The following is a 15,532-nucleotide window of genomic DNA, read 5'->3' as shown; positions in this document are numbered from 1 at the left end:
GTGCGGTTCCTCTGACAGACGCGACTTGCATGGCAACACGACCCAGGCTGTGGATCTGTGCGGTGCTGGTGATCACCGCAACCGCGTTGCTGGCGACATGGTGGTGGATGCCGGCACCAACGCCATTGCCGCAGGCGCAGGGCCCGGCTGCAACGCCATTGGGATGGCTGGCGCAGTTGCAGTGGGTGGCCGGCAACGGTGTGCGTGGCGCGCAGGATGGCCGTGCGGCCGACGCGCAGTTTGCCGACCCTGGCGGCCTGGCGATCGACGCGCATGGCGTGCTGTACATCGCCGACGGCGGCGACAACAACCGGATCCGCGCCATCCTCCCCAACGGCAGCGTCCAGACGCTCGCGGGAGGGCGCGAAGGTTTTGCCGATGGCACGGGCGCGGCCGCGGCGTTCAATACGCCATCGGGGATCGCCTTGGACGCGGCCGGTAATCTGTATATCGCCGACACCGGCAATCACGCGATCCGCAAGCGCACACCGCAAGGCGTGGTGACCACCCTCGCCGGCGACGGCAGTGCGGGCTTTGCCGACGGTGCGGCGTCGCAGGCGCGCTTCAATGGGCCGATGGGCGTGGCGGTGGATGCGCAGGGGCGCGTGTATGTCGCCGATACCTACAACGATCGCATCCGCGTCATCGCGCCCGATGGACAGGTCCGCACCTTGGCCGGCGGCGCCTTGCCCGGCATGGCCGATGGCGTCGGCGATCAGGCGCGCTTCGATACGCCGACCGACCTTGAAGTGGATGCGCACGGTGTGGTGTGGGTGGCCGACATGCGTAACGACGCGATCCGCCGTATCGCCCCCGATGGCAGCGTCAGTACCTTGATCGGCGGCGATCCTGCCGACCTCAGCCCGCTGTTGCATCGCCCGATGACTCTTGCGCTCACCCACGACGGCGTGCTGTACGTGGGCGATGCAAGCGGGCGTGTGCTGCAGGTGACGCGTGCCGGGCATGTGGTGACGATGAGCGGCGAGGACGTGATGCAACGCCTGTCGCGCCCGGCGGGGATGGCGGTGGATGCGCAGGGCGCGGTGTACGTCAGCGACGCGGGCAGCGCGCGCGTGCATCGGTTGGTGCCGGCAACTGCGGCGAACGCGGATGCCTCGCCCGTGGTGGGGCCTGCCGATGCGCAGCCCTTGCCGGTCACCCAGGGCCGCTGGCCATTGCAGCCGCAGACCGGATGGCATGAAGTGGTGGGCACGCTCGGCGAGGTGCGCGGCAACTACCAGGGAGTCAGTCGCGATCATCTGCATGCGGGCCTGGACATCCGCGGCGATGTCGGCCAGACGGTCGTTGCGATTGCCGATGCCAAGGTGTCCAGTCCCAATGCCAGTTGGGGGCTGGGGCAATTGAGCGAAGGCCTGGCACTGGACACGATCGGCTACATCCATCTGCGCGTGGGCCGTACCGCGCAAGGCAAGCTGCTGGACCCGGAACGCTTTCATCTGCTGGCCGACGCCGACGGCAAACCCGAGCGTGTGCGCGTACTGCGCGGCACGCGATTTCGCGCCGGCGATGCACTGGGCACGCTCAATGGCATGGCGCATGTGCATCTGACTGTTGGTGCCAACGGCTTCGAGCGCAATGCGGTGCAGCTGGGGTTTGTCGGCTACGCGGATCATGTGGCGCCGCGTATCGACAAGGTGAGTCTGCTCGATGCGGCGGGCCAGCCATTAGCGGTGACCAACGGCGTGGTGCAGGTGCCCCGCGCGGCGGGGGTGCAGATCGTGGTCGAGGCGTGGGACCAGGTGGATCGCAATCTGCCGCGTCGTCGTCTGGGGCTGTACGCGCTGGGGTATCAGGTGCTGGATGCGCAGGGCGCGCCGCTGGCGGGCGAGGCGGAGCCGCGCATGACGATCGTGTTCGACCGCATGCCCGGCGACCCGGATGCCGTCTTGACCGCCTACGCGCCCGAGAGCGGCATCACCGTGCATGGCAGCGCGGTGACGCGGTTCCGCTACATGGTCAGCAACACGGTGCGCGATGGCCGTCTCGGCAGCGGGCAGTGGCAGGCCGGCGCGCTGCCGCCGGGCGATTACGTCCTGCGCATGACCGCGCGCGATTACAGCGGCAATGAGGCGATCGCCAACCGGGACCTGCGCGTGCGGGTGGAATGATGCAGACAGCGTCGCATCGGCGACGCCGCAGTGCATCGGCGACGCATGCGCGCGCAGGCGCCTGCGCACGACATCGCTGCTATCGCGATCGGATCCACATGACGTACGCCCGGCACTCAGCTGCATCGCACGCTCCGCGTCGAAGGCGCGTCGCAAAACACGGGACCAAGCCTGCCGGCGCCGTGCTTCTGAGATCGGCGTCGGATTCGTGGCAGTGCCGCCGGGCTAGATTGCTCCTGCAGAAAAGCGTCTTTACGTTGTTCAAGGAGTGCGGCGATGCGCGTGGTTGCTGGCAGTCGAGTGGATGGGGGCTGGTCTGGAATGTCGCTGCGTGGCGGCGCAACCGCGTCACTGTTGGCCCTGATCGCTGCTGCCACTGGCGTGCACAGCGCACCCGTGCAGGCGGCAGTGGGGCCGGGTGTGGTGAGCGGCGACACCATCGTGCACGACCCGTCGATGCTCAAGTTGAGCGATGGGCGTTACTACATCTATGCCACCACCGGTGTGGTCACCAGTACCGACCGGACCAAATTCAGCAATGCGGGCGCGATCTTCAGCAGCATGCCGAGCTGGGTGCGCAGCTACAACCCGGACAACCAGCTGTGGGCGCCGGATGTGTCCTTCCACGGCGGCAAGTACCTGATGTATTACACCGCCTCCAGGTTCGCCACCAATACCTCGGCGATTGCGCTTGCCAGCAGCAGCACCGGCAAGCCTGGCTCGTGGAAGGATCAAGGCATCGTCTACACCTCCAAAGGCAGCGACGACTACAACGCCATCGACGGCAATCTGGTGGTGGACGGTAACGGCAAGTGGTGGCTGGCGTTCGGCTCGTTCTGGTCGGGGATCAAGCTGATCCAGCTCGATCCGGGCACCGGCAAGCAGCTGTCCGGCAACACGGCGCGCTACAGCCTGGCGAGCCGGCCGTCCCCGGGCGCGGTGGAAGCACCGTTCATCCAGCAGGCCAACGGCTGGTACTACCTGTTCGTGTCGTTCGATGCGTGCTGCAAGGGCGCCAGCAGCACCTACAAGATCGCGGTGGGGCGTGCGCGCTCGGTGACCGGGCCGTATCTGGATCGCGCCGGTGTGGACATGCGCAACGGCGGCGGTACGGTGATCCAGTCCGGGGTGGGCAGCATGCATGGGCCGGGTGGGCAATCGGTGTTCCGCGATGGCGACGGCGATATCCTGGTCTACCACTACTACGACGACCGCGGCGACGCGCGCCTGGGCATCAATCGGCTGGGTTACGACGGCAGTGCATGGCCGGTGGTGCAGTAGCAGCGAGCAACCACACACGCCGCTGCGCCCTGCAATGGCGCAGCGATCGGGCGATGCGTGTTGCCGTGATCTGCCGGTGCTGCTGACTGCCGAAACGACGCTGCCGCCAGCGCTGCCGAGCACTGCCCGGCAGCGCTGGCGCACGCTCAGCGCGTGGTCGCTTCGGGCTTGCGCACGCGTTTGGCCGGCGCCGCCTTGGTCGCTGAGTCCGGATACAGATTCAACAGCATCAAGGTCACGCCATTGGTCCAGCCAAAGCCGTCCTGCAAGGCGTATTCGCCGCCGCCGCCCCCGGCCGCATCGGCATCCAGCCCGTATTTTTCGACCAGCTTGTGCTCGCGTGCGAACAGCGCCTGCACCTGGCTGAGGAAACGCTCGCCGATGGTGCGCGCCAGTGCGTCTTCGCCGTAGCGACGCAAGCCGTCCACCGCCACCCACTGCAGTGGCGCCCAGCCGTTGGGCTCGTCCCATTGTTGTCCGGTCTTCACCGCGGTGGTGGCCAAGCCGCCCGGGCGCAGCAGCGTGTGACGCACGGTGCTGGCGGTGCGTTTGGCGTGATCGTCCGAGGCCAAGCCGGCGAACAGCGGATACAGCGCTGCGGCGGTGACCTGATTGCTCAGCGTACGCGTCTGCCAGTCGTAGTCGGCGTAATAGCCGGCCTTGTTCCACAGATGCGCATCGATGGCCTGCTTGCGTTGCTGCGCCAGTGCGGCGTAATCGAGCGTGCACTCGGCACCCGGCTGCGTACACGCCTGCGCCAGGGTGCGCTCCAGGTGATACAGCAGGCTGTTGAGGTCGATCGGAATGATGGCGGTGGTGCGGATGGTGCGCAGGTTCTGTCCATCGGCCAGCCAGCGGCTGGTGTAGTCCCAGCCGCTTTCGGCGCCGGCACGCAGGTCGCGGTAGACCTCGGCGGCCGGACGGTCCTTCACTTCGGCCGCGGTGCGGGTGTCGTGCAACCAGGCTTCCGGGCGCGGCGTGTCGCGCTCGTCCCAGTAGCGGTTGAGCACGCTGCCATCGGCCAGGCGCACGACATGGCGCGCGGCTTCGCCGGGCTGGAGCCCGTCGCTGCCCTGCATCCAGTACGCGTATTCCTTTTGCAGCTGCGGCAGATACCGCTGATAGACCGCCTCGCCTTCCACGCCGGCCTGCAGTTCCACCATGTAGGAGAAGAACGGCGGCTGCGAACGGCTGAGGTAGTAGCTGCGGTTACCGTTGGGGATATGCCCGTAGGTATCGATCAGGTAGGCGAAGTTGTCCAGCATCTGGCGGCTGAGCGTGGTCTCGCCGCTCTTCACCAGGCCCAGCATGGTGAAGTAGGAATCCCAGTAGTACACCTCGCGGAAGCGCCCGCCAGGCACCACGTACGGGTGCGGCAGCGCCAGCAGGCTGCTGTGCGGCGGCACCTGGGTCTGGCTGCGCACCAGCTTCGGCCACAACAGGTCGATATGTTCGCGCAGCGCGGTGTCCTGGCGGATGGCGTCGGTCTGCACCGGCGGCGATTCTTCGAAATTGGCATCCACGAACTTGCGCAGATCGAAGCCCGGGTGATCGTGCTGCGCCAGATAGTCGGCGTTGATCAGGGCCGGGTCGCGCAGCGGCAGGAAGTCGACGAAATGCTTCTGGTCGTCGAACAGCTCGCCGCTCTGTACGGCCTGGAACAGTTCCGGGTAGGCCACATCGGGCGTCGGCGGCGTGGACGCAGGCGCATTGACGACCGGAGTGTCCATCGGCGCGGCAGTCAGCGTGCACGGCGCGACGAACATGCTCAGCGACAGGCCAAGCAGCGACGTGCAGCACGGGGGCGCGGCAGAACTCATGGCATCTCCAGAACGGGCAGTGGCGTCAGGCATGGTAAACGACCGAAGTGGCAGGCGGGACCGCGTGCGCTGCCGCAACGCCGGCAGATTTCGCGCAGTGACAACGGGATTCAGCAAGGTGATCCGGCGCGCCGCCGCAACGTGCGCCAATCCAGGCGTATCGGCGCCGATGCAGGCAGCTTGAGCGTCGCGACGGCGCACTGAGTCCAATGCCATCGTTGCAAGAAGTGCGCCAGCGCACGACAGGCAGGCGGCAAGCGCGCATGGCCGAGGTCGACGATACGGCCGCGGATGATGGAGCTGCGCACGCAGAGGGGCCGACGTAGGCACCTCTGCGTCAGTGTCAGTGTCAGTGTCAGTGCCCGGCCCGGGACTGCCCGGCCGATCAGCCGGCACCGGTCAGCGCGCACCCTGACCGCGCGATGCGTGATCGGTAGAGCCGGGGGCTGCGTCCAATGTGAATGGCGACTGGTCGCTGTCGAGCAGACAACGAATTTCAAACGCGCGTAAACGCCGCGACCGCTAGATTTGCGCGCTCCGCACCGGGGTTGGTGGTGCGGTGCCCGTCTCTTACCTTATCGGTCTCCCGCATTGTGATCACCCGCAGGAAGGAAGCGCTTGTCGCGCATGTTGCTGCAGCCGCATGCACGGGCGCCATCCTGTTTTTTCTTGCGTGCCTGTTGTTGTACATGCCGGCTCCGCGTCTGGCCGTGCAGCAGGATGAAAGCCTGCAGGTGTATTTCCTGCCGCGTCCGCAGGTGACGCCGCCGGTCGAGCCGCCGCCGCAGGAACAGCCCAGGCGGCAACAACGCGCCAGCGCCGCTTCCGCATCGGCTGCCCGTCGTGCGCCGCCGCCCACGCGCACCCCGCCGCCGCAGCGCCAGGTCGCGGCCGCCAACGCGCCGGCCGACGCATCGATGGCAGCGCAGCTGTATACCCGCGAGGGCCGTCTGCGCATGCCGCTCGACACCAAGGTGGACCCGATGGCGCAAGGCGGCGCAGCGCCGCCGGGTATGACCGACGCGCGGGCGCAGGCCAAGGCGCGCAACGTGATGGAGCGGGTCAACCCGGTGCAGTACCAGGACACGCGCTTTGCCAAGGATTGGAAGAGCGACGGCACCCTGGGCGATGTGGCGATGCAGGAAATGAATCGCGGCATGAAAAAGTTCAACGACATGCTCAACGGGCCGCAGACGCAGGTGGCCAAGGCCCGCCCGCCGCCGGACGTGCGCTTCAATCCTGCGCTGGCCGGGAATCAGGCAGAAATGGGCAGCGAAGCCACCGGCGATGCGTACAAGGCCGCGCCGATCGCACACGAAACCTTGCCCGACCTCAAGGGCGAAGCCAGCCGCCGCATTCGCGAGGCATTGGCGGCGCTGGAACAACGCAGCGCACGCTGCGATGGGTCCAGGCGAAAATCGCTGCTGTCGCCGGTCCGCACGCATCTGTCCGACCTGGAGCGCGCCGAACACGCGCTCAACAATGGCGCCGACCCAGTAATGGCTGCACAGCTGTTGCCACGTCAGGCCGACAGTGCCTACGACCTGGCGCGTCGCGCGCTGTGGTACGCCGACCGGCAATTGAAGCAGTGCGCGGTGGGGTAGGTGGGACGTTTGCGCTGCCTCGTAGATCTGATTGAACGCTACGGCGCTACGGCAGTCCGCCGATCGCTGCTGTGAGCTCCTCTCCCGCCCGCGGGGCGAGAAGGCACGGCTGGCGCGCCACGGGCGCGCGTGCCTCGGAGCGCCCGCGCCGCAAGCGCGGGCCGGGGCGCAGAGCGGGGGTTGGGGTGAGGGCACGGCGGCAGACCGCCATCTGAGCGCAACGTAGGCATGCGCTGGAAACACGCCAGGACATCCTTCACCGCTCAAGCCGCGCACTCAACACTGAGCTCCACCCTGCAAGGCGTTGTGCCCATCCGGGTGAGAACAGCTGGTTTGGCTGGCCCCCATCCGCCCTTCGGGCACCTTCCCCCGCAGGCGGGGGAAGGCAGTCCCAAGCGGGGAAGGCAGTCCCAAACGGGGAAGGCAGTCCCAAACGGGGGGCAGTCCGCCATCGCTGCCGTGAGCCCCTCTCCCGCTCGCGGGAGAGGGGTTGGGGTGAGGGCACGGCTAAGGCTACAGCAGCGAAGCAGCGGCTAGGCCAGGCTCTGCCGGTAGCGATCCTTCTCTGCGCTCAGCGCAATTTCCGCGCGTAAAAAGACCTGGCCGATCGGTTCGTCGGCGCGGTTGGCTTGCGCCTGGCCGAGCAAGACCGTCAGCCCCAGTCCCTGTTGCAGCTGCGCGACCTCGCGTAGCTGCTGCAGCGTGCGGTCGGCATCGGGGCCACGCAGGACGGCGATGAATTCCGCGCTGTCGGTGACACGGTCGATGCTGTTGCCTGGCCCCTGCACGAGTGCGGCGAACGCCTGATCGAGCTGTTGCAGGTTGCGGCCAAGCAGGCGCTCGCTCTGGCGTTCGGCCAGGGCGGCCAGTTCCTGCACTTCCAGGATCACCAGCTGGTAGGGCGCCTCGGCATCCAGCGCGGTTGCCGCGGCGGCCGCGGCCGGCTGCAGGATGGCAGCACGCTCCTGGTGCAGCGCCTCCTGGCGTGCGTCCAGCAGGTTCATGGTGACGCGGGCCAGCGCCTGCAAGCCGGTGCGCTGGTGTTCGTTGAGCGTGCGCGGTTCGGTATCGAGCACGCAGACGGTGCCCAGCGCCACACCTTCGGTCGTCACCAACGGCATGCCTGCGTAAAAACGCGCGCCGGTGTCGCCGGTGACCACGGAAATATCGCGGAACCGCGGGTCCTGGGTCAGGTCCGGCACTTCCATCAGGTGGCTGGGGTCGCGAATGGCGTGGTCGCACACCGCCTGGCTGCGGTCGGTCTGTTGCAGCCCCAGGCCAAGTTGGGCCTTGAACCACTGACGGTCGCGGTCCACCAGCGACATCAGTGCAATGGGCGTATCGCATAGCGATGCGGCCACCTGCACGATGTCCTGATACGTATCTTCCGGCAGGCTGTCGACGATGCGATACCCATCGAGGACCTGCTGGCGGGAGGCTTCATCTGCCGTCGGCATCTCTTTCATCGGATCAGCCAAACACCTGTCGAGGAGAGCGGCCAACCTTAACGGACTGGCCGATAACATGGCGTGGATAGGAGGGCCGCCGCCGCTGGAAATGGAGTGATGCAGTGACGTGCGGGTTGCAATGCCGATCGCCCACGGTCCGGCGTTTACTGCTGCCAACCGCCCAGCAATGCAGCAGCAGGCGGGCAATCGAGCAGCCGGTGTGGCCTGATGCCGGTAGCGGCGCGATCGGACTGCGCCCACCCACCAGTCGATCAACCACTGGAACAGCCGGCTAATCAAGCGATCAACCGGATCAACCGGATCAACCGGCAAATCCCTCAAACCTCCGCGCACCGAGCAACGCACCATCGCGCTTCACCCACCCGCCTGCATTTCGCAGGCGGGCAGGGCATCGGCGCGGCTCAGCGCTTGACCGGCCTGCCGTCGGCATCCAGCACCTGCACCTCGCCCAGCTTGAGCGCGCGCACCGGGGCCTCGATCTTCTTCAGGTCGCCCACGATCACCCAGGTCATCGCGTCGGGCTTGATGATCTGTGCGATGGCCTTCTGCGCGGCCGGCTGGTCGATCGCTTCCAGGCGCGGCTTGAGCGTCTGCACGTAATCGTCCGGGCGATCGAACTGCACGATGCCTTCGATCGCCCCGAGCACGGCGGTGGTGGTTTCGTAGCTGCCGGGCAGGGCGCGGATGTTCTGGTTCTTGATCTTTTCGATCTCCTCGTCGGTCAGTGGCTTGTCGCCGACGATGGCGCGGGCCTCCTTGAGGATCTCGTTGGCCGACTCGGCGGTCTTGTCGGTCTGCACCGGTGCGGAGAACATGTAGGGCCGCTGGCCCTGTGCATTGAGCAACTGGGTGAAGGCACCGTAGGCCCAGCGCTTGTTCTCGCGCAGGTTCATGTTCAACCGCGAAGTGAAGGTGCCGCCGAAGGCATCGTCGGCCACGCCGATGGCCAGATTCTCAGGGCTCTTGGTCGGTGGCGCCAGCAGGCCCGCCAGGATCACCGATTGCGGCGCATCCGGCCGATTGATCAGGTACACGCGCGGCTTGGGTTGGGCGGCCACATCGACCAGGTTCTTCTTCGGCAGCGGGCTGGCCGGGGCCTTCCAGTCGCCGAAGGCCGCATCCAGCTGCGGGATGATCTGCGCCAGGGTGGTGTCGCCGGCGACCAGGATGCGCAGGTTGTCCGGGCGTAGCCACTGGCTGTGGAACGCCTGCAGGTCCTTGGCATTGAGGCTCTTGATCGCCGCCTCGGTGCCGCTGCCGGTGAGCGGGATGCCGTACGGATGCTTGTCGCCATACAGCAGCGGCGGCAGCGCACGCAGGCCCAGGCTGTTGGGCTTGGTCTTTTCCTGTGCAATGCCGGCCAGCCACTGGCCACGGATGCGTTCGATGTCCGACGTGTTGAACGCCGGGTTGCGCACGATGTCGGAGAACAATTGCAGCGACGGCTGCAACTGGTCGTTGAGGGCATTGAGCGAGGCGCTGCAGCTATCCAGATCGCAGCCGACGCCGGTGATCGCCCCCAGGCGCTGCTTGCGCTGGGCCACTTCCACCGAATCCAGCGCGGCGGTGCTCTCGTTCATCAGTGCGGCGCTGAAGCTGGCGGTGCCGAGTTTCTTGCCCTGGTCGGCGGCGTAACCGGCGTCGAACAGCAGCTCGACCTGGGTGACCGGGATGGTGTGGCGCTCGGCCAGGACCACCTCGATGCCGTTCTTCAGCTTGCCGCGCTGCAGTTTGGGAAAGCTCAGGTCGGGAAACTGGGTGGTCTTGGGCACGCCCTTGCTGCGGTCCACCTTGGAGGCGGCGACGGTGTACTTGCCGGCCGCAGGCAGCTTGGGCGCCGGCTTGCCCGGTTCGGCGGCGCGTGCGACCACCGCCTTGTCTTCGGCAGCCGGGTCGAACTCCTTGCCGGCCGGCAGCACGGTGAGCAGATAGTCGCCCTTGCCGAACCAGGTGGCGGAGGCCTGCCTGACGCTGTCCACGGTCGCGGCCTGGCCGCGCTGCAGATCTTTCTTGTAGGCGCCCGGGTCGCCGCGATAGACCTGGCCCTCGGCCAGGAGCACCGCCTTGCCGGTAAAGCCGCCGACCTTTTCCAGCCCGCGCACGAAGCCGGCGCGGTAGGCCACCTGGGCGCGCTGCAGTTCGTCGGCGGTCGGGCCCTGCGCGATGAATTTCTTGAGCTCTTCGTCGATCACGGCCTCGACCTTGGCCGGGTCCACACCGTCCTTGACGTCCGCCTGGATCTGCACCTGGCTGGAGAGCGCAAACGGCTGCACCGAGGCGGAAACGTCATCGACCAGCTTGTCCTGGTAGACCAGGCGCTGATACAGCCGCGAGGTCTTGCCGCCGCCCAGCACGGTGGTGGCCAGATCCAGCTGGATCATGTCGTCGGTGCCCAGCTGCGGCGCGGCCCAGGTGCGGTAGATCCGCGGCTGCGACACATGGTCGTGCTGCACGCCGCGCTTCTGTGCGGCCAGCGGAGTGACCCACGGCTGCTGACGCGCCACCGGCTTGCCGGACGGGATATCGCCAAAGTATTGCGCGGCCTTGGCGCGCGCCTGCGCCACGGTGATGTCGCCGGCCAGCACCAGGGTGGTGTTGGCGGCGCCGTAGTTGTCGTTGAACCACTGTTTCACGTCGGCCAGCGAGGCCGCGTCCAGATCTTCCATCGAGCCGATGGTGTCGTGCTGGTACGGGTGGTTGGCCGGGAACAGGTTGGACAGGATGTTCTGGTCCACGCGGCCATAGGGGCGGTTTTCGCCCTGGCGTTTTTCGTTCTGCACCACGCCGCGCTGGGTATCGAGTTCTTCCTGGCCGATCGCGCCGAGCAGGTGGCCCATGCGGTCCGACTCCAGCCATAGCGCGGTATCCAGCGCGGTGGTCGGCACGGTTTCGAAGTAGTTGGTACGGTCGAACCAGGTGGTGCCGTTCATGTCGGTGGTGCCGACCTGCTCCAGCGGCGCGAAGAAGCTGCCCTTGTTGTTTTCCGAGCCAGAGAACATCAGGTGCTCGAACAGGTGCGCAAAGCCGGTCTTGCCGGCCGGCTCGTCGCCGGAACCGATGTGGTACCAGATGCTCACCGCCACCACCGGCGCCTTGTGGTCTTCGTGCACCACCACGGTCAGGCCGTTGGGCAGGGTGAAGCGGGTGTAGGCGATGTCGGGAATGGCGCTGTTGTCCGCAGTCTTGGACAGGCTGGCCGGGGCGGCCTGTGCGGCGGGCGGAACGGTACCGGCAGCGACGCCGAGCACGCCGGCGATCAACAAGGACAACGGACGCAGCATGTGACACTCCAGAGTGGGACAATCGGCCGAGGGTAGTGGCTGCTTGGCGAGGCCGCAAATGCTGATCGGCACGGAGGCGGCGGCCGGCGGTAGCGGGCTGCCGGAAATGCGGAAACGGCGACAGACCTTCGTCCTGGGTTGAACGCGCGCCATGAGATCGGGCGTGCGCGGGTGGCAGCGGGCAGCTGTCTGGTTCGAGTCGGGGCCGGCATTTGGGCCTCATGGGTGCTGGGGACAGGCAGGCGCTGCAGTGGGTAGCTTGCCTGGCCGTGTTGGTGTTGCGCCATCGGCACGCGCCAGTGCCGGGATCCGGCATGGGCACTGCAAGGGCTGGCGGTCGAGCCCCGCCACGCGCCTGCACGGTCATAAGCGCACGATGCAGCGGCCGGTCGCTTACGCTGGCGCGATCGTCCCGCCACTATGACCCTCCCGCACAGGCCGCCACTGGTTTGTTAGCTCACAAGCGGGCCCGGCTGGGCACGCTCAAGTTGATCGTCGCCTCGCCGTTACTTGGGGCGACCTACCTTCTTGCCCAGACGCCGCCCGCCGATCACGCCATGACTGTCCCATTGCCGCCCGTGCCGATTCCCGCCAACGACGCCTTGCGCGTGGAGGCGGTCCGCCGGCTGGGGGTGCTGGACACCGAGGCCGAGGCCGAGTTCGACGATATCGCCTGGCTGGCGTCGCATGTCGCCGGCGCACCGATGGCACTGGTGTCGCTGCTGGATGCCGACCGGCAATGGTTCAAGGCGCGCTGCGGTACCGACCTGGAGGGCACGCCGCGCAGCGTGTCGTTCTGCTCCTACGCGGTGATGGGCACCGAATTGATGGAAGTGCCCGACGCCGAGGCCGACCCACGCTTCGTCAACAACCCGTTGGTGACCGCCGCGCCCGGTGTGCGTTCCTACGTCGGGGTGCCGCTGGTCGGCCGCGAAGGCTATGCCTACGGCACCTTGTGCACGCTCAGCACCAGATCGCGCGTGCTCGACGACAATCAGAAGCAAGCGCTGATCCGACTGGCGCGGCAGGCGGTCAGCCAGCTGGAAGCGCGCCGCGATCGGCTCGATGCGCAGGCGCAGCGGCAGACCCTGAGCATGCTGCTGGAAGCCATGCCCGACGGCGTGGTGGCCTGCGGCACCGACGGCTTGCTGCGCGAGTTCAACCACGCTGCGCGGCAATGGCATGGCACCGACCCGCGCGTGCTGCCACCTGAGCAGTGGGCGCAGCATTTCGATCTGTACAACGCGGACGGCAACCGACTGCTGCCCACCGACGCCATTCCGTTGCTGCGCGCCTGGCGCGGCGAGCACGTGCGCAACGCCGAACTGGTGATCCGTGCCAACGGTCAGCCTCCGCGCAGCGTGCTGTGCAATGCAGACCCGGTGGTCGGCGACAAGGGCACTGCGTTGGGCGCGGTCTGCGTGATGCACGACATCACCCAGCTCAAGCACGCATCGGCGGCCTTGTCTGCCGAGCGCGCGCGGCTGCAGGCATTGGTGGATGCCTCGCAGGACGTGGCGATCATCGCCTTCGACCCGCAGGGGCGCATCGAGCTGTTCAATCCCGGTGCCGAACAACTGCTGGGCTACGCGGCCGACGAAGTGCTGGGCAGCTCGCCGTCGCGGTTCCATCTGCAGGCCGAGTTGGAGCGCCACATGGCCACGCTGGCGTTGTCGCCACCCGCGTATGTGGAACTGGCTGCGGCCGCCGCCGGCAATGTGCTGGCCGAAGAATTGTGGACCCTGGTACGCAAGGACGGCGAGCTGCGCCGGGTGCGGCTGTGCTTCAACGTCATCCACGATACGCAGCAAGGCCTGGCCGGCTATCTGGCCATGGCCATCGACGTCACCGCCGAACTGCAGGCGCAGGCCGCCGCACAATTGGCCGCCGAACGCTTCACCGGCGCCTTCGAAACCGCGCCGCAGGGCATGGCGATCGTCTCGCTGGATGGCGCCTGGCGCGACGTCAATCCGTCCTTGTGCAGCATCCTCGGTTACCCGCGCGAGCAATTGCTGCGTACCACCTTCCAGCAGATCACCCACCCGGACGATCTGGAAATGGACCTGCAGCTGGTGCAGCAATTGATCGCCGGCAAGCGCGATAGTTACAGCCTGGCCAAGCGCTACATCAGCCAGCAAGGCACCGTGATCTGGGCGCAGCTGTCGGTGTCGCTGGTGCGCGACGGTAGCGGTGCACCGGTGCATTTCGTTTCGCAGATCCAGGACGTCACCGAACGCCATGTCGCCGCCGAACGTCTGGCCGAGAGCGAAGCGCGGCTGCGCGCGATCAGCGACGCCACCCCGGCGCTGGTCAGCCAGTTCGATGCAAGCCAACGCTGCCTGTTCGCCAACGAAGCGCACCGCGATTGGCTGGGCGTGGAGCCGGCCAGCCTGGTCGGGTCGCCGATTACGCATCTGCTGGGCGCGCCGCTGGGCGCGACCGCACGCGCCGCACTGGCACAGGTGGCCCAAGGACAGCGCGCCAGCTTCGAGCACGTGTTGCAGGTGGGTGGCAACGCACGCGACATGGAGATCACCCTGGTGCCGGAAAACCGGCGCCTGCTGGGGCAGGCGCAAGGGTTCTTCCTGATGGCGCAGGACGTCACCGCGCACAAGACCCTGCACCGCCTGATGCACGAGCGCGCCACCCGCGATGCGCTGACCGGCCTGCCCAACCGCCACGCCTGGACCGAGGCATTGCAGAACGCCGTCCAGCAGGCGCATCAGTTGCAACGCGCGGTGGCGGTGATGTTTCTGGATCTGGATGGCTTCAAGCGCATCAACGACACCTACGGCCACCGCGCCGGCGACGCGGTGCTGGTGGAGTTCGGCCATTGCCTGCAACGTGCGGTGGAAGGCCGTTACCTGGTCGCGCGTCTGGCCGGCGACGAATTCGTGGTGCTGCTGGACAATCTGCAGGCGCCCGAGGCCGACTGCGCCCGGGTCGCCGAGCGCATCCGCCATGCGGCTTCCGCTGGCGCCCTGTTCGGCGAGCAGCGGCTGCCGATCCAACCCAGCATCGGCGTCGCCTGGCAACACGGCGACCGGGCCGAGGCGGCAAGCCTGATGCATGCCGCAGACGAGGCGATGTACGTCGCCAAGAACGCGCGCTGCAGCAGGGACGCAGCAATGCACCGCCGCGACGCTGCGCGTTGAGGTCAGCGGCAGCCGGGCACCTTCTTCCCTCGGGAGAAGGTGCCCGAAGGGCGGATGAGGGTACGTCAGGCAGGCGCTCCATCAGCCATGACTCTGCGGTTTGCTCGACGTACTGCTGCAGCATCACGCAGCTTGCTCCATATGGCGCGCCGCATTACTACGCGCCTGCTTGAAGCTGTGGTGCTGCATCGCGCTGCAGTCTGCTCTAGGCGATAGTGCTGCATCGATGCAGGCTGCGCCAGCGCTGATCAATGCGTTTGGATATAGCTGTGAGGAGGGGTGTTTGTCGATCTCTCGATTGCCGGCGCATTTCTGCCGACCGGCAGTGCGCGTCTTGCATGTCGACATGTAACGACCGACGGGGCACCCTCACCCCAACCCCTCTCCCGGTGGGAGAGGGGCTTGAGCCGCTAAGCGTGTGGTGCGGTTCCTTCTCCCCTCGGGAGAAGGTGCCCGAAGGGCGGATGAGGGTACGTCAGGCAGGTGCCCCGTCAGCCATGACTCTGCGGTTTGCTCGACGTACTGCTGCAGCATCACGCAGTTTGCTCCATGTGGCGCGCCGCATTACTACGCGCCTGCCTGAAGCTGTGGTGCTGCTCCGCGCTGCAGTCTGCTTGATGCGGTGGTGCTGCATCGATGCAGGCTGCGCCAGCGCTGATCAATGCGTTTGGATACAGCTGTGACGAGGGGTGTTTGTCGATCTCTCAATTGCCGGCGCATTTCTGCCCCTGGCAGTGCGCGTCTTTGCCCGCCTACATGTAATGGTCGACGGGGCACCCTCACCCCAACCCCT

Annotated in this window: 7 protein-coding genes; 4 read left to right on the top strand and 3 right to left on the bottom strand. The window is 67.0% G+C overall.

Features of this window, described 5'->3' with window-relative positions; translation table 11 throughout:
* The first annotated feature begins 29 nt into the window (after window positions 1-29).
* Together Y887_RS11620 and Y887_RS11615 are read left to right on the top strand one after the other, a co-directional pair.
* Entirely contained in the window at window positions 30-2,129 is a 2,100-nt protein-coding gene (locus Y887_RS11620; protein ID WP_046964487.1) for an NHL repeat-containing protein, read from the top strand.
* Between the two features lie 354 nt (window positions 2,130-2,483).
* Window positions 2,484-3,410, top strand: a complete 927-nt coding sequence (locus tag Y887_RS11615; protein WP_245879481.1) for an arabinan endo-1,5-alpha-L-arabinosidase — start codon at window positions 2,484-2,486, stop codon at window positions 3,408-3,410.
* A 146-nt stretch (window positions 3,411-3,556) separates the two neighbouring features.
* Here Y887_RS11615 and treA read toward each other — a convergent pair whose 3' ends face one another.
* Window positions 3,557-5,230, bottom strand: a complete 1,674-nt coding sequence (treA, locus tag Y887_RS11610; RefSeq protein WP_046964485.1) for an alpha,alpha-trehalase TreA — start codon at window positions 5,228-5,230, stop codon at window positions 3,557-3,559.
* A 593-nt stretch (window positions 5,231-5,823) separates the two neighbouring features.
* Between treA and Y887_RS11605 the strand changes: the two genes are divergently transcribed.
* A complete protein-coding gene (locus Y887_RS11605; RefSeq protein WP_046964484.1) occupies window positions 5,824-6,834 on the top strand; it encodes a hypothetical protein in 1,011 nt (336 codons plus the stop codon).
* A 533-nt stretch (window positions 6,835-7,367) separates the two neighbouring features.
* On the opposite strand, the gene Y887_RS11600 is transcribed toward Y887_RS11605, so the two are convergent.
* Together Y887_RS11600 and Y887_RS11595 are read right to left on the bottom strand one after the other, a co-directional pair.
* A complete protein-coding gene (locus Y887_RS11600) occupies window positions 7,368-8,360 on the bottom strand; it encodes a GAF domain-containing protein (protein ID WP_342749444.1) in 993 nt (330 codons plus the stop codon).
* Between the two features lie 344 nt (window positions 8,361-8,704).
* Window positions 8,705-11,584, bottom strand: coding sequence for a M16 family metallopeptidase (locus Y887_RS11595; RefSeq protein ID WP_046964482.1), 2,880 nt, complete (start codon window positions 11,582-11,584; stop codon window positions 8,705-8,707).
* Between the two features lie 314 nt (window positions 11,585-11,898).
* Between Y887_RS11595 and Y887_RS11590 the strand changes: the two genes are divergently transcribed.
* Window positions 11,899-14,739, top strand: a complete 2,841-nt coding sequence (locus Y887_RS11590) for a PAS domain S-box protein (RefSeq protein WP_425445643.1) — start codon at window positions 11,899-11,901, stop codon at window positions 14,737-14,739.
* Window positions 14,740-15,532 lie beyond the last annotated feature (793 nt).

The sequence above is a fragment of the Xanthomonas pisi DSM 18956 genome (genome assembly GCF_001010415.1).
GTDB lineage: Bacteria > Pseudomonadota > Gammaproteobacteria > Xanthomonadales > Xanthomonadaceae > Xanthomonas > Xanthomonas pisi.
The sequence above is the reverse complement of the archived record's forward strand: the minus strand, read 5'-3'. Positions and strand labels throughout refer to the sequence as shown.

What these genes read in the sequence shown, in the direction of transcription:
- Y887_RS11595 (WP_046964482.1), bottom strand. Translation starts at nt 11,584, where the DNA reads ATGCTGCGTCCGTTGTCCTTGTTGATCGCCGGCGTGCTCGGCGTCGCT.
- Y887_RS11590 (WP_425445643.1), top strand. Translation starts at nt 11,899, where the DNA reads ATGGGCACTGCAAGGGCTGGCGGTCGAGCCCCGCCACGCGCCTGCACG.
- Y887_RS11600 (WP_342749444.1), bottom strand. Translation starts at nt 8,360, where the DNA reads ATGTTATCGGCCAGTCCGTTAAGGTTGGCCGCTCTCCTCGACAGGTGT.
- Y887_RS11620 (WP_046964487.1), top strand. Translation starts at nt 30, where the DNA reads ATGGCAACACGACCCAGGCTGTGGATCTGTGCGGTGCTGGTGATCACC.
- treA (WP_046964485.1), bottom strand. Translation starts at nt 5,230, where the DNA reads ATGAGTTCTGCCGCGCCCCCGTGCTGCACGTCGCTGCTTGGCCTGTCG.